The organism is Croceivirga lutea (assembly GCF_014235875.1).
Classification (GTDB): domain Bacteria; phylum Bacteroidota; class Bacteroidia; order Flavobacteriales; family Flavobacteriaceae; genus Croceivirga; species Croceivirga lutea.
In genome coordinates, this window is sequence record NZ_JACJUK010000005.1 from 47,829 (window position 1) to 70,008 (window position 22,180).

Below are 22,180 nucleotides of genomic sequence, written 5' to 3' on the forward strand. Positions count from 1 at the left end.
AATCACCTGTGGGAGCAACTGAAATTATATGCACTTAAGTGTCGTAATTTCTATGCAGACATGCATACTCTTTAAAATAACAGCATATCCCAAGTTATTTTAAGTTATTTCTGTAAGTTTTGGTTTTTCTATAGACCTATTAACCGTTTATTTTTAATAATTAATTTAAATTCTATTCATCACTTAGAGTCATAAAATTGATTACCTTAGAAGTAACTGAAAATCAATAAGTAAAAACACAAAACATTTAAAATGAAAAAATTAGTTGTAGTGGCATTATGCCTATTGTCTTTTGCAGGATTTGCACAAGAAGACATGACAGTTCAAAAATCTGTACAAGGCATGGTAGCTCAAGTACAATCACAATTAGTACAATTGGCAGAGGCTTTTGATGAGTCACAGTACGATTGGAGACCATCAGAAGGTGTGCGTTCTGTAAGAGAGGCCATTTTACATACAGCAGCAGCCAATTATTTTTTAGCTACGAAAATGGGATATGCTTCTCCTGAAGATGTTGACTGGATGAATATGGAATCTAGCATAAAAGGAAAAGAAAATGTAATTGCAGCTTTAAAGGCTTCAAATGAATTTATTTTAGCGAAAATAACTGAAGAGAAAGCCGCTACATTTGACAAAGAAGTAGACTTTGGTTTTATGAAATTAAATCGCTTAAGTGGTTTACTAGTAGTTTTGGACCATAACGCAGAACACAAAGGCCAATTAATTGCCTATGCGCGATCAAACAACGTTACGCCGCCATGGAGCCAAGTAAATTAAAGTAAAAAAAGCCTCGATTAGTCGAGGCTTTTTTTATCCTTTATACTTCATAGGTAGGTAAACTACCTTTTTTGTTTCGAAAAATGGTTCCTCAAAATAATCTTCTAAATCAAATATTTGTGCTGTTGTATAAGTAGACAATTCTTCGGTTAGGTCTCCTCCTTTTAAATACAAAATTCCGTTTCTTCTTTCATGAACTGAATCTTTCTTGATTTTGCCTTTCACCCAATGCACAAAAGTTGGCATTGCAGCTACTGCTCGGCTAACAATAAAATCAAATGTTCCAGGTAAATCTTCAACTCTAGAATGGTAAGATTTTACATTTTGCAACTGCAAACCTTCAACTACTTCATTCACCACCTTTATTTTTTTACCAATTGCATCTACTAACACAAAGTTTGTATTGGGATGCAAAATTGCTAACGGTATACCAGGAAAACCGCCACCAGTACCCACATCTAAAATATCAGCATTTTCATTAAACTGTTGAATCTTAGCAATACCTAAAGAATGTAAAACATGTCTAAGATAAAGCTCGTCAATATCTTTACGAGAAACCACATTAATTTTTTGATTCCAGTCCTGGTACAGCATTTCAAGTGCTGTAAATTTTGAAATTTGCGCTTCTGATAATGAGGGAAAGTACTTTAAAATGGTTTCAACATTCATTGATTCTTGTTAATTTGTTCAAAAATAAGCCATTTCACAGGTCATTACCTTATTTTTACCATCCAGATATTTAACTGGGATAATATAGATTATGAATATAGATACAGTAAAATTTTCGAGAAGAGACTCAGCTCAATTCTTTAGAACACTTAACAAAAGAGTCAATAATTACTTTAAAGAACAAAACATTAAGAAAACAGGCAACTGGAAACTTCACTTAAAAACAATAGTGATGTTTAGCATGTTTTTAGCGCCTTATTTTTTGGTTTTAACGTTAAACCTGCCTACTTGGGCGCAATTCTTGTTAACCATTGTCATGGGAATTGGAATGGCAGGAGTTGGTATGAATGTTATGCACGATGCAAACCACGGTTCCTATTCTGATAAAAAATGGGTAAATAAGTTATTAGGTAGCAGTATGTATTTGCTAGCGGGCAACGTATACAATTGGCAAGTTCAACACAATGTACTTCACCATACATATACCAATATTCAAGACCATGATGAAGATTTAGATGCTGGTAGAGTGTTACGATTTTCTAAAAATGCAGAGTGGAAAAAACATCATAAATTTCAGCATTGGTACTCCATCTTTCTTTATGGTTTACTTACTTTCAATTGGTCAATCACTACAGATTTTAAGCAAATGTACAGGTACACTAAACGTAAGTTATCTTACGGAAAGCTACCAAAACCGGCATTAAATTGGACTATTTTGGGAATTACTAAAGCCTTATATTTTACTGTTTGGATAGTATTACCTATTGTAATTTTAGACATTCCTTGGTGGCATATTTTAATTGGCTTCTTTATTATGCATTATGTGGCAGGCTTAATTTTAAGCGTAGTTTTTCAATTGGCACATATTGGTGAAGATGCAGAAACTCCATTACCAGATGAAGCTGGAAATATGAAAAACACATGGGCAATTCATCAACTTTTCACTACCATTAATTTTGGAACTAGAAACAGAATTGTTAACTGGTTTACGGGTGGACTAAATCACCAAGTTGAACATCATATTTTTCCTCATATTAGTCATATACACTACACAAAAATTGCCAAAATTGTGAAAGAAACAGCAAGGGAGTTTAATTTGCCTTACAACGAATATCAAACTACCAGAAAAGCTATAATTTCACACTTTAAACATCTTAAAGAATTGGGCAAAGAGCCTACTTTACAATACTAGGTAAATTACATTATGAGCAATCAACTTTCTGACCGCATTAATAATTTAGTGCCATCAGCAACTTTAGCAATGGCTGCAAAAGCCCGTGAACTTAGAGCTGAAGGAAAAGATATTATTGGCCTAAGTTTGGGAGAACCAGATTTTAATACACCAGATTATATTAAAGAAGCTGCTAAACAAGCAATCGATGAAAATTACAACTCTTACACCCCGGTTGATGGTTATGTAGAGTTAAAATCTGCCATCATTACAAAGTTTAAAAGAGATAACGGTTTAACTTATGAACCTTCTCAAATTGTAGTGTCTACAGGTGCCAAGCAAGCGCTGTATAATGTTGCACAAGCTTGTTTAAATAAAGGTGACGAAGTTATTTTACCCTGCCCATATTGGGTTAGTTATGCAGATATTGTAAAATTAGCAGAAGGTGTGCCAATAGAAGTTAAAACTTCCATTGAGAGTGATTTTAAAATGACCCCAGAGCAATTAGAAGCTGCTATTACACCTAAAACCAAAATGCTTTGGTACAGTTCACCATGTAATCCGAGTGGTTCTATCTACAGTAAAGCTGAACTTAGAGCATTAGCTGACGTTTTACAGAAACATCCGCAAATTGTTGTTGTGAGCGATGAAATCTACGAACATATAAATTATGGCGTAACTGAGCATGCTTCAATGGCTAGCTTTGAAGACATGTATGACCGAACGGTTACGGTTAATGGTGTAGCTAAAGCGTTTGCAATGACAGGTTGGAGAATAGGTTACATCGGAGCTCCAAGTTATATTGCCAGAGCATGTAACAAACTACAAGGACAGGTAACTAGTGGGGCAAATTGTATTGCGCAAAGAGCTGTCATTACTGCTCTTGAAGAATCTCCTGAGCGTATAAAGTACATGGTTGATGAGTTTAAAAACCGAAGAAAATTAATTCTTGAATTACTTAATGAAATTGATGGCTTTGAATGTAATGAACCAGAAGGTGCTTTTTATGTGTTCCCTAATATTTCTTCTTTCTTCGGAAAAGAATTAAATGGCGTTAAAATCAACAATGCTAGCGACTTTGCAATTTATATTCTAGAACATGCAAATGTTGCAACTGTTACCGGCGATGCTTTTGGTAACGGTAACGGCATTAGAATTTCATATGCGGCTTCTGTGGAACAAATAAAAGAAGCCATTTCTAGAATTAAGGCGGTAGTTTAATATTTAAACGTAAAATACCAAAATCTAATAGCTTTTTAAGGAAACTTAAAAAGCTATTTTTTTGTTCAAAAATTAAGGATTGGTAATAGCATCCACGATTTCTGAATATTGCCATGAAATGGTATTTCTATTCTGTAGTCTAAAATTACCGCCATCATCCCAGACTATTGGTATAAAACCATATTGTAGCGCTAACTGGGTGTAATTGGTTGCATATGCTACGCGGTCTTCTAAATTGTTTTTATTTCTAGAACCCCATTCTCCAAGAATTACGTTTCTATTTTCAGAAACCACCCATTTTTGATAAATTTTCTCCATTTCATTTTTTAGCGCTTCTTTTTCAGCTTCACTACCCCATTCAGAAGGTCCGTTTTCTTCGCCTGCAAACGACCATGGAAAATAGGAATGAAGTGATATTAGAATATTCTCATCACTATTTGGAATAATCAAATCATTCATAACCTCATCAATTGTACTTGCTGCGTATGTAGACACCATTAGTACTCTATTTGCATTAAAACCCTCAACAGCTCTAATAGCTTCAACACCTGCCTTATGATATTCATTTAAAATAGCTCTACTTTCAGCATTACCACCGTTCCACTCCAAAGGGGTTCCCTTTAATCGAGGTTCATTTAAAATTTCAAAAATCAATCGATTATCATAAGCTTTAAAACGTGTTGCTACTTGAGTCCAGAGCGAAGATAATCTAGCAATAACATCATCTTTTTTGTCGGCTTCAAGTTTTACCCAATCATCATCATGATGCACATTGATAATTACAATTAATTGATTTTCTAAAGCAATATCAACAACATCTTGCACCCTATTTAAATAATCTGGTTCTATTGCATACGGACTATTTTCGTCTTGATGATACCCCCATGTTACAGGAATTCTCAACGTATTAAAACCAGAATTTGCCACCAAATCAATCATCGCCTTTGTGGGAAGAGGATTACCCCATGCTGTCTTATCTCTAGATTCAACGTCAAAACTATTGCCTAAGTTCCAACCAACCCCCATTTTAAGAACTAATTCATTCGGAGAAATATAGCCTTCGGCATCAAAATCTTGCGTATTAGTATCTTCTGTTTGTTCTTCATTAACACTTTCTTCAACGCCCAACTCAGATGAATTAGCACTATCGGTTGAACTGCATGCTAGCCACAAAAAAACAGAAAAGAGTAAAGTGGCACTAAGAAAATAGAATTTTGTTTTCATCCGCTTTTTTGTAAAAGATACTAAAAAGCAAAGAAGATTAGGTTTTTCTCCAAAAAACAGGAGTTAATAAAATAAGTACTGTAAATAATTCTAACCTCCCTAAAAGCATTAAAAATCCGCACCACCACTTACCAAAAGGGGGTAAACTGCTAAAATTAACCACAGGATTTAAATCACCCAAAGCTGGACCAACATTACCTAGAGAAGAAGCTGCACCACCAACAGCAGATTCAAAATCTAATCCTAAATAACCTAACACCAAAGCTCCAATTATAAAAAGCAACATGTACAGTACAAAGAAGCCGATAACGTTGTATACAATATGTTCACTAACAGATTTATTATTAAGTCGAACAGGAATTATAGCATTACTATGCAGTGTTCTTTTAAACTCTAAAATTCCGTTTTTAATAATTAGTAAATGTCTAACAACTTTTATACCACCACTTGTGGAACCTGCCGAACCACCTAAAAACATTAATCCAAAAAAGAAAACGGTTAAAAAAGGCGTCCAATTAGTAAAGTCTGCGGTCACAAAACCAGTTGTAGTTACAACAGCCAAAACTTGAAATAAGCCGTGTCTAAATGCACTTTCAAACTTACCCCAAACCATAGGATGATATTCTGAGATTTCAACACTTGCTTGAAAATAAACAATTAATGCTGCAACTACAGTAAAAGCTATAATGAACAAGGAGTAAGACTTAAACTCTTCATCTTTAAATACTCTTTGTACCTGACCCGTAAACGCAAAATAGCTAATTACAAAATTGGTGCCCGCCAAAAACATGAATATAATTATGATGTATTCAATCCAAGGGTTACCATTCCAATGCGCAACACTAAGATTTTTAGTAGAAAAGCCTCCTGTTGACAGTGTAGACAATGCATGATTAATTGCATCGAAAAAAGACATTCCTGCAATTTGAAGCAAAATGGTTTCAATTACCGTGTAACCCACATATATATACCAAAGCCTTTTGGCTGTATCTGTAATTCTAGGATGCAATTTGTCACCCCCTGGCCCAGGTGCTTCTGCCGTAAATAATTGCATACCCCCAATACCCAACAATGGCAATATGGCTATGGCTAAAACAATTATACCCATACCACCAATCCAATGAGTTAGACTTCTCCAAAAAAGCACGCCTTCTGGCAAAGCTTCTATATCTGCTAAAATCGAAGCTCCAGTAGTTGTATAACCAGATATGGTTTCAAAAAAAGCGTTTGTAATATTGGGTATCGCACCTGAAAAAATATAAGGCAGCACACCAGAAATAGACATAATTAACCATCCGAAGGTTACAATTATATAGCCTTCTTTTGGTTTTACCTCTTTACGGTGCCCCCGTGTGTAAAACATGGCCATAACCCCAACCAACATGGTTACAATAGCAGCCATGGCTAATTCTAAAGTTACCCCATCTTTATAGACTGCACTCATTACTGTTGCAAGAATCATAAATGACCCGTTGCAAAGTAACAGCAAGCCCATAATGTGTAATATAATTCGAAAATTGAGACCCATTAGAGAAACATTTTTTCGATTTTGGCAATGGCTTTAGGTAGTGTACAAACTACAACTTTATCTCCTGCTTGAATTCTAAAATCACCAAGTGCAATTATTCCTTTTTTATCTCTAATTACCCCTCCAATGATAGCTTCTCTCGGAAAGTCTAATTCTTTAATCAACTCGCCATTTACTAACGAATTTGGTTTTACCTCAAATTCTAAAAGCTCTGCATTCAAATTATTTAAACGTGTAAGTGCCAATACCTCTCCTCTTCTTACATGTCTAAAAATATTGTTAGCTGCTAATAGTTTTTTATTGATTAAAGTATCTATACCAATAGACTGAGAAAGTGAGAAATAATCCATATTCTCAACAAGTGCAATGGTCTTTTTTATCTTTTTTGACTTAGCCACCAAGCAAGACATGATGTTGGTTTCAGAATTACCGGTTACTGCCACAAAAGCATCCATAGAGTCTAAACTTTCTTCTTCTAAAAGTTCAACATTTCTTCCATCACCATTTATGACTAAAGCATTAGGTATTTCATCTGCAATATCGTAAGCCTTCTGTTTATTCTTTTCAATTAAGCGTACATTGAATTTTTTACTACAAAGGTCGCGTGCGGTTTTATATCCAACTTTACTTCCACCAAGAATCATTACATTCTTGATTTCTTTTTTCTTCATTCCCGTAAGATTATAAAGCTCATCTACACCTTCTGCGGAAGTAATAAAATAGACTTGGTCGCCTTCTTTAAAAACGGTATCACCACGAGGAATTAACGTAAATTGAGTTCCTTTTCTACGCATGGCAATAGGCATAAAATGCAGTTCTGGAAATATTTTAGCCGCTTCTTTTACCATTTTACCAACAAAAGGTGCCGTTTTAGGTATAAACATACCCGCCATAGTAAGTAACCCACCTTCAAACTCGTAAGTATCAATAAAAGCAGACTGATTTAATAGCAATTGAATTTCTGATGCTGCTAATTTTTCAGGAGAAATGAGCTCATCTATACCCAGTTCACTAAATTTTAGTGTTTCTCTGTTATCTATAAATTCGGTGTTAGAAATACGAGCAATGGTTCTTTTACAACCCAATTGTTTAGCAAGTAAACAAAGGGTAAGGTTTGTGGTTTCTGATGCGGTAACACCAATTACCAAATCGGCATCTTCAACATTAGCTTCATTTAAAATTGATATGGATGTAGCATCTCCTCTCACTACTTTAATATCTAAGTGGTTATCCGCATAATTTAAACGTTCTTTGTGTGTATCTATTAATACAATCTGTTGCGCTTCATAAGACAATAATTTAGCCAAATGAAAACCTACCTCACCAGCACCAGCAATGACTATACGCATCTAAATTTGTTTCTTGAATTAGTAAAGAACTCCATTAATTTGTAGATCAGATGGAGCATAAATTATTGTAAGCAAACATTTTACCATAAAAGTGGTTACTCAAAGACACAGCAAAATTACATAATTAATTGGTACAAATGCTTCATGTATCTTTGCATTCAAAAAATATATATGACCAGCGGGGTAAAGCCATATAAAAACTCTGAAAAAGGCAAGAAAGAACAGGTAACACAAATGTTTGATACCATCTCTAAAAATTATGATGGATTAAATCGTGTAATTTCTTTGGGTATTGACAAATCTTGGAGAAAAAAAGTGGTAAAGATAGCTGCTCAAACCAATCCAAAAACTGTTCTTGATATTGCTACAGGTACAGGAGATTTAGCTATTGCATTAATAGACACCGGTGCTAAAGAAATTGTGGGTTTAGATATTTCTCCTGGTATGCTAGAAATTGGCAAAGAAAAAGTTGAAGAGCAAAAGCTAAATAAGACCATTTCAATGGTGATTGGAGATAGCGAAAATTTAGCTTACCAGGATAATTTCTTTGATGTGATTACCGTCTCTTTCGGGGTAAGAAATTTTGAAAATTTAGACAAAGGACTTCAAGAAATTAACAGAGTACTTAAACCTGGAGGCAAGTTTTTGGTACTAGAGACCTCTGTACCCACAAAATTTCCTTTCAAACAAGGTTATCATTTTTATTCCAAATATATTTTGCCGACTATTGGTAAAGTGTTTTCAAAAGATAAGGTGGCCTATAATTACTTATCAGAATCAGCATCTGTTTTTCCTTATGGGAACGAATTCAACAATATTTTACGCAAAAATGGGTTTATAGAGGTAGAACACAGACCCCAGACATTAGGGGTTGCCACAATTTATGTTGCCTCAAAATAGCTAAATGAAAAAAATATTTTTTGCACTAGGCATGCTGCTTTGTATACAAGCAAGTGCTCAATTTTTTGGTAGGGATCCCATTTTAAATCTACAGACCGAAGACAAGAAATTGTTGAATTGGGGTTATTACCTAGGATTTAATCAATACGATTTTCAATTTGAATACAAGAATAACTTAGACCAAGACATAATTGTTGATAAGAGTTTTGGTTTTAATGTTGGCCTCATTGGTGAGATGCGCATAAATGAGTTTGTTGACATCAGATTTGAACCAGGTTTATTGTATACCTCTAGATTATTAGGTTTTCCTGGCTTTACCAACGAGCAAGATGCAATAAGAGAAGTACGTTCAACTTATATTAGATTTCCGTTATTAGCAAAGCTAAGTACCAGAAGATTAGGCAACATTAAACCCTTTATAACAGTTGGTGGTTATACTGCTATCAATTTAGGAAGTAATGAAGAAAGCCTAGATGACAATAGTAGTGGCCAGTTTAGAATGAAAAAAAACATTTACGGTTATGAACTAGGTTTTGGTATAGATATGTATACTGAGTATTTTAAGTTTACGCCTTCTATTAGAGGGGTTTTTGCGTTAACAGATGAACTAGTGCCAGATGAAGACCCTAATAGCCCATGGACAGGAAACATTGCAGGTATGAGAACCAGAGGTATTTTTATCAACTTTACTTTTGAATAAGACCTTAAATTCTATTGTAAACAACCAATAACTATTAACGTAATTATCCCCTACGAATCTCGTTGAGTAAGATTCCGGTAGCCATAGCAACATTTAAGCTTTCCGCAGTTTGCTTACCAAATTGAGGAATAGTTATTTTTTGAGTAATTAGCTTTTCTAGTTCTTTTGAAATTCCGTTAGCCTCATTACCCATTACTAAAATTCCTGCTGAAGTAAAATCTTGCGTATATACAGATTGCCCTTTCATAAATGCGCCAAAAACTGGCAGCTTGGTTTTACTTAGAAAAACACTCAAATCAACATATGTAATTGCTACCCTTGCTATAGAACCCATAGTGGCTTGTAAAACTTTAGGGTTGTAACAATCAACTGTATCTAAAGAACACACCAAGTTTTGTATACCAAACCAATCACACAATCTAATAATAGTACCCAAGTTTCCTGGGTCTTGAACAGCATCAAGCGCTAGTACCCAACTATTTTCAGTTAAAATTTGTTTTTTGGCCATTTTAAAAACGGCTAAAATTCCATTCGGATTTTTAAGTGCAGAGATTTTTCTCAAATCGCCTTCAGTTATTTCATACACGGAAGATACCGTTGAAAATAATTCTATATTTTCTTTGGTAGCACATAAGAATTCAAGTGTAAAACCCGACCTTAGGAGCTCATTTACCAATTTAAATCCCTCAACAAAAAAAAGTTCATGTTGATTTCGGTATTTTTTTTGATGTAGACTTTTAACAAGTTTTAATTGACTTTTCACAACCATGTGAAATGAGTAATTTTAGCCCTTATGAATATTTTTTCAGTGGTTTGGCGATTAGGGTCAAAAATAGCAATACTATTTCTTGCAATAGCAATGTTTTCTTGCAACGCTGTTAAAAAAGTGCCAGAAAATGATGTCTTACTTACCAAAAACAACATAAATATTGATGGTGAAAAAGAGTCTGACGAACTGATTGAAAACCTAATTTTACAAAAACCCAACACTAACGTATTGGGATATCCTTTACGATTAAACATTTACAATCTAGCTAAAGAAAACCCAGATTCTTTATATCAAGCGTGGTTGCAAAAAAAAGACAAAAGAGAAGAAAGACTCAATAGTTTTCTATCGCAAAAACAAGTTAAAAGATTAGGAGAATCTTTTATAGTGCGCGGGTATAGTAATTTGTTTAAGAGAATTGGTGAGCAACCAGCCATATTAGACACCTCTAAATCAAGAAAATCAACAGAACGTTTAGCAGCTTATTACGGCAGTAAAGGATACTTTAACGCCACCGCTGATTATGAAATATCAGGCACCAAAAAACCACAACGAGTAGAAGCAAATTATACCGTTATTAAAGGCAAGCCTTATTATATAGATTCTTTACAAACCAGCATAGATTCAAAAGATTTAGATAGTTTATATAGAAAATATAAAAATGATTCATGGGTAAAAGAAAACCAACAGTTCAATTTAGAAAATTTCAATAATGAACGCCAACGGCTTACCAATTTATTTAGAAACAATGGTATCTACAATTTTCAAGAAAGTTCTATTACATATACCATTTTAAGAGATACAACACAGGTTGCAGATGACCAAAAGTTAGAAGTAGAAATGGTGATAAAAAACCCGTCTAGTAACACTACTGAACAAAGCTCCAAACCTTATACCGTTCATAAGTTTAATAAAATTAATATTTATACTGATTATAGCTTTGATACACAAGAAGACTCTCTTAAATCAGTGGAATATGATGGCTACACTATTTTTTATGAAAACAATTTAAAATATAAACCCAAAGCTTTAACAGATGCTGTTTTTTTTGAAATTGACAGCGTTTATAGTGATTTAAATAGAACCCGTACGTTACGTCAAATCACCAATTTAAACACATTTAAGTATCCCAGTATACAGTTCGAAGCTGATAGCACTACCTCAAAACTTACTTCTAATATTTTTTTAGCGCCAAGACCTAAAAATTCACTGCAGTTAGATTTTGATGTATCTAGGTCAGATATTCAACAAATAGGCGTTGGACTAAGTTCATCAATCACCACTAGAAATGTTTTTGGTGGCTCAGAAACCCTTAGTTTATCGTTAAGAGGCTCAGTAGGTATTTTAGACGAACCCATTTCTGATGAAAACTTTACCTCCGAAATAGGTGCAGATATCAATCTAACATTTCCAAGAATTTGGCTACCGTTTAATACTGAGACTATTATACCCTATTATATGACGCCTCAAACACGATTTTCTGTAGGTACTAATTTTCAACAAAATGTTGGTTTAGATAGGCAATCACTAAACTCTATTTTAAGCTACAACTGGACTCCTTCAAATTTTGTAAAAAACACCTTTGAGTTACTTAATATAGAATTTGTACGAAACACAAATACAAATGCTTTTTTTAGAGAGTACAGTTCTACCTACTCACGTTTAAACAACATAGCTAGTAGAACTGAGTATACAAGCTTAACAGGTTTTGACGAATACTATGATGATGAAAACAACTTAAAAATTCCAGATGGTGCCGATGACTTTATAGCTGCGGTAACCGCTGATAATTTTAGTCTAAGTTATGATGGTTTTAAAGAAGACCTAAACGATATTGAAAGTATTGCAGAACGTAAACAAAGACTTACTGAGAACAACCTAATTTTTGCTTCAAATTTTGTTTATCAGAAAAATAACCGGACAGATATTAATGATAATGAGTTTTATCAATTTAACATCAAATTTGAAAGTGCGGGTAATTTTCTATCACTTGCTGAAAATATAATACCATTTAACCAGAGTGATACCGGTAAAGGTTTAGTTTTTGGTGTTCCTTATTCACAATACCTCAAAACAGAATTAGACTACATCAAACATTGGGATTTTAGTAACTCAAACGTACTTGCATTTAGGAGTTTCTTTGGTATAGCTATACCTTACGGCAATTCTGAAAGCATACCATTTGTTCGAAGTTATTTTGCAGGTGGCTCCAATGATAATAGAGCATGGAATGTTTACTCATTAGGGCCAGGAAGAACTAATAATGAAAATGATTTTAACGAAGCAAACCTAAAAATTGGTTTAAATCTAGAGTATCGATTTCCATTATTAGGAGATTTTAAAGGAGCTATTTTTGCAGATGCTGGTAATATTTGGAATGCTTTTGATAACGTAAATGACCCCGATGCCACATTTAACGGATTGTCATCATTAAAAGATATTGCACTTGGTACGGGTTTTGGCCTTCGATATGATTTTACCTACTTTGTTATTCGCCTAGATACTGGGTTTAAAACCTACAATCCTGCACTTTCAGATTCAAATCGTTGGTTTTCAAATTTCAACCTTAGCGAAGCAGTTTTCAATATAGGTATCAACTACCCTTTTTAGACCTGAATTATTTATTACTTTTGTTGCTTAATTTTAACGAAACCAACTTAAAATGGCACATAACATCAAGCCAGGTGTTGCTACCGGCGATCAAGTTCAAGAGATTTTTAAACTAGCAAAAGAAAAAAGTTTTGCATTACCAGCAGTAAATGTGATTGGTACCAATACAATGAATGCTGTTATGGAGACTGCAGTGGAATTAAACGCCCCTGTGATTATTCAGTTTTCTAATGGTGGCGCACAATTCAACGCAGGTAAAGGTCTTTCAAATGAAAACCAAAAAGCAGCAATTTATGGCGGTATTGCGGGTGCAAAACATGTACATGAAATGGCAAAAGCCTATGGTGCAACTGTAATTTTGCATACAGACCATTGTGCTAAAAAATTATTACCCTGGATAGATGGTTTGTTAGATGCCAGCGAAGCACATTACAAGGCTACAGGCGCTTCTTTATATAGTTCTCATATGATTGATTTATCAGAAGAACCATTAGAAGAAAATATAGAAATCTGTAAAAAATATTTAGAGCGCATGTCTAAGATGGACATGACATTAGAAATAGAACTTGGTGTTACTGGAGGTGAAGAAGATGGTGTAGATAATACAGATATTGACAGCTCAAAATTGTACACACAACCAGAAGAAGTAGCCTATGCTTATGAAGAGTTGTCTAAGGTAAGTCCTAAATTTACCGTAGCTGCAGCCTTTGGTAATGTTCATGGGGTATATAAGTCAGGTAACGTAAAACTTACACCAAAGATTTTAAAGAACTCTCAAGAATTTATTTCTAACAAATATGGTGTAGGCCATAATCATATTGATTTTGTTTTCCATGGTGGTTCGGGTTCAACTGTTGAAGAAATAAGAGAAGCTATTGGGTATGGTGTAATTAAAATGAACATTGATACAGATTTGCAATATGCATTCATGTCTGGTATAAGAGATTACGTTCAAGTAAATAAAGATTATTTACAAGCTCAAATAGGTAATCCAGAAGGTGCAGATGTACCAAATAAGAAAAAATACGATCCAAGAGTTTGGTTACGTGAAGGTGAAAAAGCATTCGCAACACGTTTAAAACAAGCTTTTGAAGATTTAAACAACGTAAACACACTGTAGTAACCAAATTTTGATTCATGACAGCTTGGTTTAAGAGAAAAGAAAAAGGAATACAGACTTCTACAGAAGAAAAAAAAGACACACCCAAAGGGTTGTGGTACAAATCTCCAACAGGAAAAATTGTAGAATCAGAAGATTTAGCAAAAAACTTTTATGTAAGTCCTGAAGATGATTACCACGTTAGAATAGGAAGCAATGAATATTTTGAAATCTTATTCGATGCTAAATACAAAGAATTGGATGAAAAATTAACAGCCAAAGACCCTTTAAAATTTGAGGATACAAAAAAGTATACTGATAGATTAAAAGCAGCCAAAGCAAAAACAGGATTAAATGATGCTGTTCGAACAGCTGTGGGCAAATCTATGGGTAAAGATTTAGTAATCGCCTGTATGGATTTTAGTTTTATTGGCGGTTCAATGGGTAGTGTTGTTGGTGAAAAAATAGCCAGAGCTATTGATTATGCTAAGAGAAGAAAACTTCCTTTTTTAATGATTTCTAAATCTGGTGGTGCTAGAATGATGGAGGCAGCTCAAAGTTTAATGCAAATGGCTAAGACTTCAGCAAAACTTGCTCAATTAGCAGAGGCTAGAATTCCATATATTTCGTTATGTACAGACCCAACAACAGGTGGTACAACAGCATCTTACGCAATGTTAGGAGACATAAATATCTCTGAACCAGGAGCTTTAATTGGTTTTGCTGGCCCGCGTATTGTAAAAGATACTACAGGTAAAGAATTACCAGAAGGTTTTCAAACAGCAGAATTCGTAAAAGAACATGGCTTTTTAGACTTTATAGTTCACAGAAGAGATTTAAAGAAAAAAGTTAACCTGTATATAGATTTAATTACAAATCAACCCGTACGAAGAGTAGAAGAGCCTGTTGAATAAACAGGCTTTTTTTTAAAGAATATTATGTACTCATAGAAAAAGAACTATCTTTACGCCCTGATTTTTAGCTAAATCAGGTACATAATAATCATTTTAATAATATTGGCATGTATTTAACCAAAGAAGTAAAAAAAGAAATTTTCAAGAAACACGGGGGCTCAGAAGGCAACACCGGTTCAACAGAAGGTCAGATTGCGTTGTTCACGCACCGTATCAACCATTTGACGCAACACTTAAGACAAAACCATAAAGATTACGCTACAGAGCGTTCTTTAGTGGCATTAGTAGGTAAAAGACGTAGTCTTTTAGATTACTTAAAGAAAAAAGATATTGCAAAATACAGAGCTTTAATTAAAGAGCTAGGTATCAGAAAATAAAAATTTTGGGGAGGCTTTAGCTTCCCCATTTTTTTTGCTTTTTCAATTAAAAAGTAATTTTAGTCCTGAAATTCGTAATTTTGGGCAACACAAAAAGCTACACTTAGTTTTTCATTGGTCTACACACAACAACACAACCCTATTGCCAGGACGGCAAAGACCAAATGTTTAATTAATCCCAACAATAGGGATACATTTTAATTTATGATTCCAAAAACTTTTAAAGAGGTCATAGACCTAGGTGATGGTAGAGAAATTTCTATCGAAACCGGAAAATTAGCAAAACAAGCACATGGCTCTGTAGTAGTTCAATGTGGCAAAAGCATGTTGCTTTGCACCGTAGTTTCTAACTACCACGCAGCAGATGTTGACTTTTTACCTTTAACAGTAGACTATCGAGAAAAATTTGCCGCTGCAGGTAGATATCCAGGTGGTTTTTTTAAGCGTGAAGCTAGACCAAGCGATGGTGAAGTATTAACCATGCGTTTAGTAGATCGTGTTTTAAGGCCCTTGTTTCCAAAAGACTATCACTCAGAAACACAGGTGATGATTCAATTAATGTCTCATGATGAAGACGTTATGCCAGATGCTATGGCTGGTTTAGCCGCATCTGCTGCGCTACAGCTATCAGATATTCCTTTTGAATGTGCAATTTCTGAAGTACGCGTTGGCCGTGTTAATGGTGAATTTGTTATCAATCCATCTTACAAACAATTAGAAGAATCAGACATTGATATGGTTATTGGTGCCTCTGCAGATTCTGTAATGATGGTTGAGGGTGAAATGAGCGAGATTTCTGAAGAAGAAATGGTAGAAGCTATCAAATTTGCTCATGAAGCTATTAAAGTTCAATGTGCCGCTCAGACCAGACTAGCAGAAGCCTTTGGCAAGAAAGAAGTAAGGGAGTATGAGCCAGAAGCTGCTGATGAAGAATTACAAAAGAAAATTCATGACCTAGCTTACGATAAAGTTTATGAAGTTGCAAAAGCAGGTTCATCTAAAAAAGAAAGAAGTCAAGCTTTTTCTGAAATCAAAGAAGCTATAAAAGAAAGTTTCACAGAAGAAGAACAAGAAGAATACGGGGCTTTAATTTCTAAGTACTATCACAAAGCTGAAAAAGAAGCAGTACGTAACTTAACGTTAGACGAAGGTTTACGTTTAGATGGTAGAAAAACTACTGATATTCGCCCAATTTGGTGTGAGATAGATTATTTACCATCCGTTCATGGTTCATCAATCTTTACACGTGGTGAAACTCAAGCATTAGCAACCGTAACTTTAGGAACTTCAAGAGAAGCAAATCAAATAGATATGCCTTCTTATGAAGGTGAAGAACGTTTTTATTTACACTACAACTTCCCGCCTTTCTCAACAGGTGAAGCCAGACCAATACGTGGAACATCTAGAAGAGAAGTTGGTCACGGTAACTTAGCACAACGTGCCCTTAAAAGAATGGTTCCAGAAGACTGCCCATATACCGTACGTGTTGTTTCTGAAATTTTAGAATCTAACGGTTCATCATCAATGGCTACGGTTTGTTCAGGTACAATGGCAATGATGGACGCTGGTGTACAATTAATTAAACCTGTATCTGGTATTGCTATGGGTCTAATTACAGACGCTGACTCTGGAAAATTCGCAGTATTATCAGATATTCTAGGAGATGAAGACCATTTAGGTGATATGGACTTTAAAGTAACTGGTACAGAAGATGGTATCACAGCTTGCCAAATGGATATTAAAGTAAAAGGGCTTTCTTATGAAATTCTTACGCAGGCTTTAAAACAAGCGCATGACGGAAGATTACATATCTTAAAGCATCTTACAGATACTATAGAAGCTCCAAGAGCAGAAGTTAAAGCGCATGCTCCAAAAATGGTAACCAGAGTAATACCAGGTGAATATATTGGTGCACTTATAGGTAAAGGTGGTGAAGTTATTCAAGAGCTTCAGAAAACTACCGAAACTACTATCGTAATTAATGAAGACCCAGATACTGAAGAAGGCATTGTTGAAATTTTAGGTACCAATCAAGAAGGTATTGATGCTGTTTTAGCAAAAATCGATGCCTTAATGTTCAAACCAGAAGTTGGTAGCATATACGAAGTAAAAGTTACCAAAGTAATTGAATTTGGAGCTGTAGTAGAATATGTTGATGCCCCGGGTAACGATGTATTATTACATATTTCTGAATTAGCTTGGGAACGTACCAATAATGTAGAAGATGTGGTAAAAGTTGGTGATGTTATCGACGTTAAATACTTTGGTTTTGACCCTAGAACAAGAAAAGAAAAAGTATCTAGAAAGGCATTATTACCAAAACCAGAAGGTTACGAAGAAAGAAAACCAAGAAGAGATAAAGACGGTGGTAACCGCAGAAATAATGATCGTAGAGGTGGTGGAAATCGTGACAATCGCGATAGAAAACCAAGAAATGAGGACTAAGTATCCATTAAATAAATGATTAAAAAGCCCCAACAAATTTGTTGGGGCTTTTTCTATTTACAATTTTTTTTTGAAATAAAGTTTACCAAAATGTAACTTTTTTAGTTTTTCTACGTATTACTATATGCAGGCATTTGCAAAATCAATTTTTAGAAAGGATTTTTTTAGATGAGACAGTTAAAAATTACAAAACAGGTTACCAATAGGGAAACCGCTTCGTTGGACAAATATTTGCAGGAGATTGGTAAGGTAGATTTAATTACCGCCGAAGAAGAAGTAGAATTAGCCCAACGCATTAAAGCTGGTGATCAACGTGCTCTAGAGAAGCTTACAAAAGCAAACCTAAGGTTCGTGGTATCAGTAGCTAAACAATACCAAAATCAAGGTTTAACCTTACCAGATTTAATTAATGAAGGTAACTTAGGTCTTATTAAAGCCGCACAACGTTTTGATGAAACACGTGGTTTTAAATTTATCTCTTATGCGGTATGGTGGATTCGTCAGTCTATTCTACAAGCATTAGCAGAACAGTCTCGTATTGTACGTCTACCGTTAAATAAAATTGGTAGTATAAATAAGATTAATAAAACGTTTGCATTTTTAGAGCAAGCCCACGAGCGTATGCCCTCTGCAGAAGAAATTGCAAAAGAATTAGATATGACCGTTGAAGATGTTAAGCAGTCGCTTAAAAATTCAGGTCGTCACGTATCTATGGATGCCCCGTTAATTGATGGTGAAGATTCCAACCTTTATGATGTTTTACGTAGTGGTGAATCTCCAAATCCAGATAAAGATTTATTACATGAATCTTTAAGAACTGAGATTGAACGTGCATTAGAAACCTTAACTCCTAGAGAGGCAGACGTAATTCGATTGTATTTTGGCCTAGCTGGTCAACATAGTATGACGTTAGAAGAAATTGGAGAAACCTTTGACCTTACAAGAGAAAGGGTTAGACAAATTAAAGAAAAAGCAATTCGTAGGTTAAAACATACATCAAGAAGTAAAATTCTTAAAACATACTTAGGATAATAGTATTTTTAAGTAGTTAAAGTTTACTTAAATTGCTTAACTGGCAGGAAAATTGTATTTTTACTAGATATAACAGTTTATCATGACTGTTCGTTTTTTGATTGATGAATAAACTCCGGCTGATTACCGGAGTTTTTTCATTTTTAGACCTTTGGTAGTTTAGCTACTTTTGTACTATGAAACAAAACCTAGTAGCACCCTCACTTTTAGCGGCAGACTTCGCCAATTTACAACGTGATATTGAAATGGTAAACCAATCAGAAGCAGACTGGTTTCATATAGATGTTATGGATGGGGTATTTGTTCCAAATATTTCATTCGGAATGCCTGTAATAAAAGCTATTTCTAAACATGCAAAAAAACCATTAGATGTGCATTTAATGATTGTTGACCCTGACAGGTACATCAAAGCTTTTGCAGATTTAGGCGCTACTATTTTAACAGTTCACTATGAGGCTTGCACACACCTACATCGAACATTACAGGCCATAAAGGCAAGCGGTATTAAGGCGGGAGTTGCCCTAAATCCACACACATCAGTAAAACTATTAGAAGATACAATTCAAGACATTGATTTGGTTTGTATGATGAGTGTTAATCCTGGCTTTGGAGGACAGTCTTTTATAGAAAATACTTACCAAAAAGTGAGTGATTTAAAAGAAATCATCATCAAAAAAAATGCGAACACCTTAATTGAAATTGATGGAGGTGTAAGTTCGAAAAATGCAAAACAACTTATAGCAGCAGGAGCTAATGTATTGGTAGCAGGTAGTTTTGTATTTGGCAGCGATAACCCTACAGCTACCATAAAAAATTTAAAAGAAATAATTGCTTAATGAAGCATTTTGATGTAATCATTATCGGAGGTGGACCTATTGGAATAGCATGCGGATTAGAAGCAAAGAAAAACGGACTATCCTATGCAATTCTTGAAAAAGGGCCTATAGTAAATTCGCTTTTTAACTACCCCATAAATATGCAGTTTTTCTCTTCTTCTGAAAAGTTAGAGATAGACCAGATTCCGTTTATAAGTAAAGAAGCAAAACCCAAAAGAAACGAAGCATTAGAATACTACCGAAGAATAGTAACCTCTAATGATTTAAATATGCATTTGTTTGAAAAGGTAGAGAAGGTTAGTAAAGTTGAACAAGAATTTCAAATTAACACTTCAATAAACAATTACATAGCAAGCAATGTTATCGTAGCTACTGGTTTTTATGATTTACCAAATAAAATTAATGTTCCTGGTGAAGATTTACCAAAAGTATCTCACTATTATAAAGACCCTCATTTTTATGCCAGTCAAAAATTAGCTGTAATTGGGGCAAGCAACTCAGCAATAGACGCAGCTTTAGAATGTTATCGAAAAGGTTCAGACGTTACTTTAATAATCCGTGGACCAGAAGTTGGCCAACGAGTAAAATATTGGGTAAGACCAGATATAATTAATCGTATTAAAGAAGGAAGCATAACGGCTTACTACAATTCTGAGGTTACATCGATTCTAGAAAAAGAAATCACTATAAAAACTCCAGAAGGTGAAAAGACAATAGCTAACGACTTTGTATTAGCCCTTACCGGTTACATGCCAAATTTTGAGTTTCTTGAAGCATTAGGAATTGAATTATCTAAGGATGAAAAAAGACTTCCTAATTATGACCAAGAAACCATGGAAACCAATATTGAAGGCTTATACCTAGCAGGTGTTATTTGTGGTGGTATGGAAACTCACAAATGGTTTATTGAAAATTCTAGAATACACGCTCCCATGATTATCAACCATATACTAGATAAGAATTCCGAAAAGGTTTAAAAGAAATATTTTACTATTGCTGGCGTTATTAGTCTAGACAACAATTAGTGTCTCTTAATTAAAGACTACATCATGAAAAAAAATATATTAAAAACGCTTGCTTTTTCGGCATTATTTTTTGGTTTCACGCAGGCTAAAGCGCAAATGAAAAAACAAGAAGCAGCCCTAGAAAAAGTTTCTGTAGAAAACGTTCTTGAACAAATGGATGAGAACAAAGATGAAAAAATTTCATTTGAAGAAGCTCAAGGACCAATGAAACTGCATTTCAACAAATTAGATGCCAACAAAGATGGTTTTCTAACAGCTGAAGAAATAAAAGATAAGAAAGTTCCTAAAATGCTTAGCAAGAAAGATAATTAGGCATTTTTAGAATTAAGCAACTGTAAAAAATTAAATGTTGCAAAAGACAAATTAGTAGAGGCATTTTCCAATGCCTCTTTTTTTGTGCTTATGCCTTTACTTACAGAAACGGCATAGTTTATTCCCATTTCTTGTTGTTCACTTACAGAAAGTTCTACGCCCCCACAAAACGCAGCTACTGGTATATTGAATTTCTTTGCAGATTCAATAACGCCACCAATTGTTTTACCAGATTTTGTTTGCGTATCTAAATTACCCTCTCCTGTGATAATCCAATCTGTATTTTTTAAATGCGATTCAAAGTTGGCTATATCTTTAACCAGGTTAATTCCGGAAACTAAAGTTCCATTTAAAAAAGCAACCGCACCTCCACCGAGTCCACCAGCAGCACCAGCACCTTTAATTTCTTGTAGATTTACGTTAAAGTTGTTAGCTATTATAGCGGCAAAACTTCGTAATCCGTTATCTAAATCTTCAATCTCTTGATCAGTTGCTCCTTTTTGTTTGGCAAAAACCTTTGCCGCTCCATTTTCTCCATAAAAAGGGTTAGTAACATCACAAGCAATTTTAACGGTAACCTGATTTATAACTGAATTTATTGGCCTTTCAATTTTTTCAACTTTAATCAGATTTTCACCAATAGGTTTTAACTCTTCACCTTTAGCATCTAAAAATTTAAACCCAAGCGCATTGGCAACTCCCATTCCAGCATCATTGGTTGCGCTACCGCCAATACCTAAAATAATTTCTTCAACCCCCCTAGTAATTGCATCTAAAATTAACTGTCCAGTGCCTAAAGTAGTGGCCTTTTTACAATCCAACTCATTGCTTTGTACTGTACGGTAACCAGAAGCTACAGACATTTCGATAAATGCGGTTTTACCATCCCCTGAAATTAAGTAGGTGGCTACTATAGGTCTAAAAAATGGGTCAGCCACAGTAAGGCTAATTTCACTGGCATTTAGATAAGTCTTTACTACTTCTAAAGTACCATCTCCCCCATCAGCAAGCGGAAGTTTTACTATTTCGGAATTAGGAAATACGTAACGAATTTCAGTAGCCACTAAGCTGCAAAACTCGTCTCCTGTTAAAGAACCTTTAAATTTATCTGGGGCAATAACAAACTTCATAAGATAAAAATAAACTAGAAATTTTTCATTAAACCTTATAATATTATTATAAAACTAGAATTCTCAATTTTTAATTCCTTTTCTGGCTTAAAATT

General features: G+C 34.5%; 20 protein-coding genes. 14 read left to right on the forward strand and 6 right to left on the reverse strand.

What is annotated here, in order from left to right; all coding sequences use genetic code 11:
• Positions 1–252: 252 nt before the first annotated feature.
• Complete coding sequence (locus tag H5V42_RS10245) at positions 253–777, forward strand: DinB family protein (protein WP_185783077.1); 525 nt, start codon at positions 253–255, stop codon at positions 775–777.
• A 33-nt stretch (positions 778–810) separates the two neighbouring features.
• Here the strand turns inward: H5V42_RS10245 and rsmG are convergent, their stop codons facing one another.
• Positions 811–1,446 carry a 16S rRNA (guanine(527)-N(7))-methyltransferase RsmG gene (rsmG, locus tag H5V42_RS10250; protein WP_185783078.1) on the reverse strand — a complete coding sequence of 212 codons (636 nt, stop codon included), beginning with the start codon at positions 1,444–1,446 and terminating at the stop codon, positions 811–813.
• Positions 1,447–1,537: 91 nt separating this feature from the next.
• Between rsmG and H5V42_RS10255 the strand changes: the two genes are divergently transcribed.
• Both H5V42_RS10255 and H5V42_RS10260 read left to right on the forward strand, forming a co-directional pair.
• Positions 1,538–2,638 carry a fatty acid desaturase family protein gene (locus H5V42_RS10255; RefSeq protein WP_185783079.1) on the forward strand — a complete coding sequence of 367 codons (1,101 nt, stop codon included), beginning with the start codon at positions 1,538–1,540 and terminating at the stop codon, positions 2,636–2,638.
• Positions 2,639–2,650: 12 nt separating this feature from the next.
• A complete protein-coding gene (locus H5V42_RS10260; RefSeq protein WP_185783080.1) occupies positions 2,651–3,838 on the forward strand; it encodes a pyridoxal phosphate-dependent aminotransferase in 1,188 nt (395 codons plus the stop codon).
• Positions 3,839–3,910: 72 nt separating this feature from the next.
• On the opposite strand, the gene H5V42_RS10265 is transcribed toward H5V42_RS10260, so the two are convergent.
• From H5V42_RS10265 to trkA, 3 genes are read right to left on the reverse strand one after another with little or no spacing between them, the layout of a single operon-like run.
• Complete coding sequence (locus H5V42_RS10265; protein ID WP_185783081.1) at positions 3,911–5,062, reverse strand: glycoside hydrolase family 5 protein; 1,152 nt, start codon at positions 5,060–5,062, stop codon at positions 3,911–3,913.
• Positions 5,063–5,099: 37 nt separating this feature from the next.
• Positions 5,100–6,590, reverse strand: a complete 1,491-nt coding sequence (locus H5V42_RS10270) for a TrkH family potassium uptake protein (RefSeq protein WP_185783082.1) — start codon at positions 6,588–6,590, stop codon at positions 5,100–5,102.
• The gene (gene trkA / locus H5V42_RS10275; RefSeq protein WP_185783083.1) at positions 6,590–7,939 is read right to left on the reverse strand and encodes a Trk system potassium transporter TrkA; all 1,350 of its coding nucleotides are present in this window, start codon (positions 7,937–7,939) and stop codon (positions 6,590–6,592) included. The genes H5V42_RS10270 and trkA overlap by 1 nt, the downstream gene beginning before the upstream one ends.
• Positions 7,940–8,110: 171 nt before the next feature.
• On the opposite strand from trkA, the gene ubiE reads away from it, so the two are divergent.
• Together ubiE and porT are read left to right on the forward strand one after the other, a co-directional pair.
• Complete coding sequence (gene ubiE, locus H5V42_RS10280; RefSeq protein ID WP_185783084.1) at positions 8,111–8,839, forward strand: bifunctional demethylmenaquinone methyltransferase/2-methoxy-6-polyprenyl-1,4-benzoquinol methylase UbiE; 729 nt, start codon at positions 8,111–8,113, stop codon at positions 8,837–8,839.
• 4 nt (positions 8,840–8,843) lie between these two features.
• A complete protein-coding gene (porT, locus tag H5V42_RS10285; protein ID WP_185783085.1) occupies positions 8,844–9,539 on the forward strand; it encodes a type IX secretion/gliding motility protein PorT/SprT in 696 nt (231 codons plus the stop codon).
• Positions 9,540–9,582: 43 nt separating this feature from the next.
• On the opposite strand, the gene H5V42_RS10290 is transcribed toward porT, so the two are convergent.
• On the reverse strand, positions 9,583–10,308 hold the full coding sequence (locus tag H5V42_RS10290; protein ID WP_185783086.1) for a TrmH family RNA methyltransferase: 726 nt from the start codon (positions 10,306–10,308) through the stop codon (positions 9,583–9,585).
• Between the two features lie 24 nt (positions 10,309–10,332).
• Here H5V42_RS10290 and tamL point away from each other — a divergent pair, with 24 nt between their 5' ends.
• The 9 genes from tamL (at position 10,333) to H5V42_RS10335 (ending at position 20,955) form a co-directional block, all read left to right on the forward strand.
• Entirely contained in the window at positions 10,333–12,915 is a 2,583-nt protein-coding gene (tamL, locus tag H5V42_RS10295; RefSeq protein WP_185783087.1) for a translocation and assembly module lipoprotein TamL, read from the forward strand.
• Positions 12,916–12,967: 52 nt separating this feature from the next.
• Positions 12,968–14,035, forward strand: coding sequence for a class II fructose-bisphosphate aldolase (gene fbaA, locus H5V42_RS10300; RefSeq protein WP_185783088.1), 1,068 nt, complete (start codon positions 12,968–12,970; stop codon positions 14,033–14,035).
• A gap of 17 nt (positions 14,036–14,052) precedes the next feature.
• Complete coding sequence (gene accD / locus H5V42_RS10305) at positions 14,053–14,928, forward strand: acetyl-CoA carboxylase, carboxyltransferase subunit beta (protein ID WP_185783089.1); 876 nt, start codon at positions 14,053–14,055, stop codon at positions 14,926–14,928.
• A 107-nt stretch (positions 14,929–15,035) separates the two neighbouring features.
• Positions 15,036–15,305: a 30S ribosomal protein S15 gene (rpsO, locus tag H5V42_RS10310; protein ID WP_185783090.1), complete on the forward strand. Its 270-nt coding sequence runs from the start codon at positions 15,036–15,038 to the stop codon at positions 15,303–15,305.
• Positions 15,306–15,509: 204 nt separating this feature from the next.
• Positions 15,510–17,750: a polyribonucleotide nucleotidyltransferase gene (locus tag H5V42_RS10315; RefSeq protein WP_185783091.1), complete on the forward strand. Its 2,241-nt coding sequence runs from the start codon at positions 15,510–15,512 to the stop codon at positions 17,748–17,750.
• Positions 17,751–17,918: 168 nt separating this feature from the next.
• Entirely contained in the window at positions 17,919–18,782 is an 864-nt protein-coding gene (locus H5V42_RS10320) for a sigma-70 family RNA polymerase sigma factor (protein ID WP_185783092.1), read from the forward strand.
• Between the two features lie 176 nt (positions 18,783–18,958).
• Positions 18,959–19,618, forward strand: coding sequence for a ribulose-phosphate 3-epimerase (gene rpe / locus H5V42_RS10325; RefSeq protein WP_185783093.1), 660 nt, complete (start codon positions 18,959–18,961; stop codon positions 19,616–19,618).
• Positions 19,618–20,595, forward strand: coding sequence for a YpdA family putative bacillithiol disulfide reductase (locus H5V42_RS10330; RefSeq protein WP_185783094.1), 978 nt, complete (start codon positions 19,618–19,620; stop codon positions 20,593–20,595). The genes rpe and H5V42_RS10330 overlap by 1 nt, the downstream gene beginning before the upstream one ends.
• Positions 20,596–20,667: 72 nt before the next feature.
• Positions 20,668–20,955 (forward strand): EF-hand domain-containing protein, encoded by a 288-nt coding sequence (locus H5V42_RS10335; protein ID WP_185783095.1) that lies wholly within the window; start codon positions 20,668–20,670, stop codon positions 20,953–20,955.
• On the opposite strand, the gene H5V42_RS10340 is transcribed toward H5V42_RS10335, so the two are convergent.
• Entirely contained in the window at positions 20,952–22,085 is a 1,134-nt protein-coding gene (locus H5V42_RS10340; RefSeq protein ID WP_185783096.1) for a glycerate kinase, read from the reverse strand. The two genes, H5V42_RS10335 and H5V42_RS10340, sit on opposite strands and share 4 nt — an antisense overlap.
• Between the last annotated feature and the right edge of the window lie 95 nt (positions 22,086–22,180).

What these genes read in the sequence shown, in the direction of transcription:
- H5V42_RS10255 (WP_185783079.1), top strand. Translation starts at nt 1,538, where the DNA reads ATGAATATAGATACAGTAAAATTTTCGAGAAGAGACTCAGCTCAATTC.
- H5V42_RS10245 (WP_185783077.1), top strand. Translation starts at nt 253, where the DNA reads ATGAAAAAATTAGTTGTAGTGGCATTATGCCTATTGTCTTTTGCAGGA.
- H5V42_RS10265 (WP_185783081.1), bottom strand. Translation starts at nt 5,062, where the DNA reads ATGAAAACAAAATTCTATTTTCTTAGTGCCACTTTACTCTTTTCTGTT.
- H5V42_RS10315 (WP_185783091.1), top strand. Translation starts at nt 15,510, where the DNA reads ATGATTCCAAAAACTTTTAAAGAGGTCATAGACCTAGGTGATGGTAGA.
- tamL (WP_185783087.1), top strand. Translation starts at nt 10,333, where the DNA reads ATGAATATTTTTTCAGTGGTTTGGCGATTAGGGTCAAAAATAGCAATA.
- rpsO (WP_185783090.1), top strand. Translation starts at nt 15,036, where the DNA reads ATGTATTTAACCAAAGAAGTAAAAAAAGAAATTTTCAAGAAACACGGG.
- rpe (WP_185783093.1), top strand. Translation starts at nt 18,959, where the DNA reads ATGAAACAAAACCTAGTAGCACCCTCACTTTTAGCGGCAGACTTCGCC.
- accD (WP_185783089.1), top strand. Translation starts at nt 14,053, where the DNA reads ATGACAGCTTGGTTTAAGAGAAAAGAAAAAGGAATACAGACTTCTACA.
- fbaA (WP_185783088.1), top strand. Translation starts at nt 12,968, where the DNA reads ATGGCACATAACATCAAGCCAGGTGTTGCTACCGGCGATCAAGTTCAA.
- ubiE (WP_185783084.1), top strand. Translation starts at nt 8,111, where the DNA reads ATGACCAGCGGGGTAAAGCCATATAAAAACTCTGAAAAAGGCAAGAAA.
- trkA (WP_185783083.1), bottom strand. Translation starts at nt 7,939, where the DNA reads ATGCGTATAGTCATTGCTGGTGCTGGTGAGGTAGGTTTTCATTTGGCT.
- H5V42_RS10340 (WP_185783096.1), bottom strand. Translation starts at nt 22,085, where the DNA reads ATGAAGTTTGTTATTGCCCCAGATAAATTTAAAGGTTCTTTAACAGGA.
- rsmG (WP_185783078.1), bottom strand. Translation starts at nt 1,446, where the DNA reads ATGAATGTTGAAACCATTTTAAAGTACTTTCCCTCATTATCAGAAGCG.
- H5V42_RS10260 (WP_185783080.1), top strand. Translation starts at nt 2,651, where the DNA reads ATGAGCAATCAACTTTCTGACCGCATTAATAATTTAGTGCCATCAGCA.
- H5V42_RS10335 (WP_185783095.1), top strand. Translation starts at nt 20,668, where the DNA reads ATGAAAAAAAATATATTAAAAACGCTTGCTTTTTCGGCATTATTTTTT.
- H5V42_RS10270 (WP_185783082.1), bottom strand. Translation starts at nt 6,590, where the DNA reads ATGGGTCTCAATTTTCGAATTATATTACACATTATGGGCTTGCTGTTA.
- porT (WP_185783085.1), top strand. Translation starts at nt 8,844, where the DNA reads ATGAAAAAAATATTTTTTGCACTAGGCATGCTGCTTTGTATACAAGCA.
- H5V42_RS10290 (WP_185783086.1), bottom strand. Translation starts at nt 10,308, where the DNA reads ATGGTTGTGAAAAGTCAATTAAAACTTGTTAAAAGTCTACATCAAAAA.
- H5V42_RS10330 (WP_185783094.1), top strand. Translation starts at nt 19,618, where the DNA reads ATGAAGCATTTTGATGTAATCATTATCGGAGGTGGACCTATTGGAATA.
- H5V42_RS10320 (WP_185783092.1), top strand. Translation starts at nt 17,919, where the DNA reads ATGAGACAGTTAAAAATTACAAAACAGGTTACCAATAGGGAAACCGCT.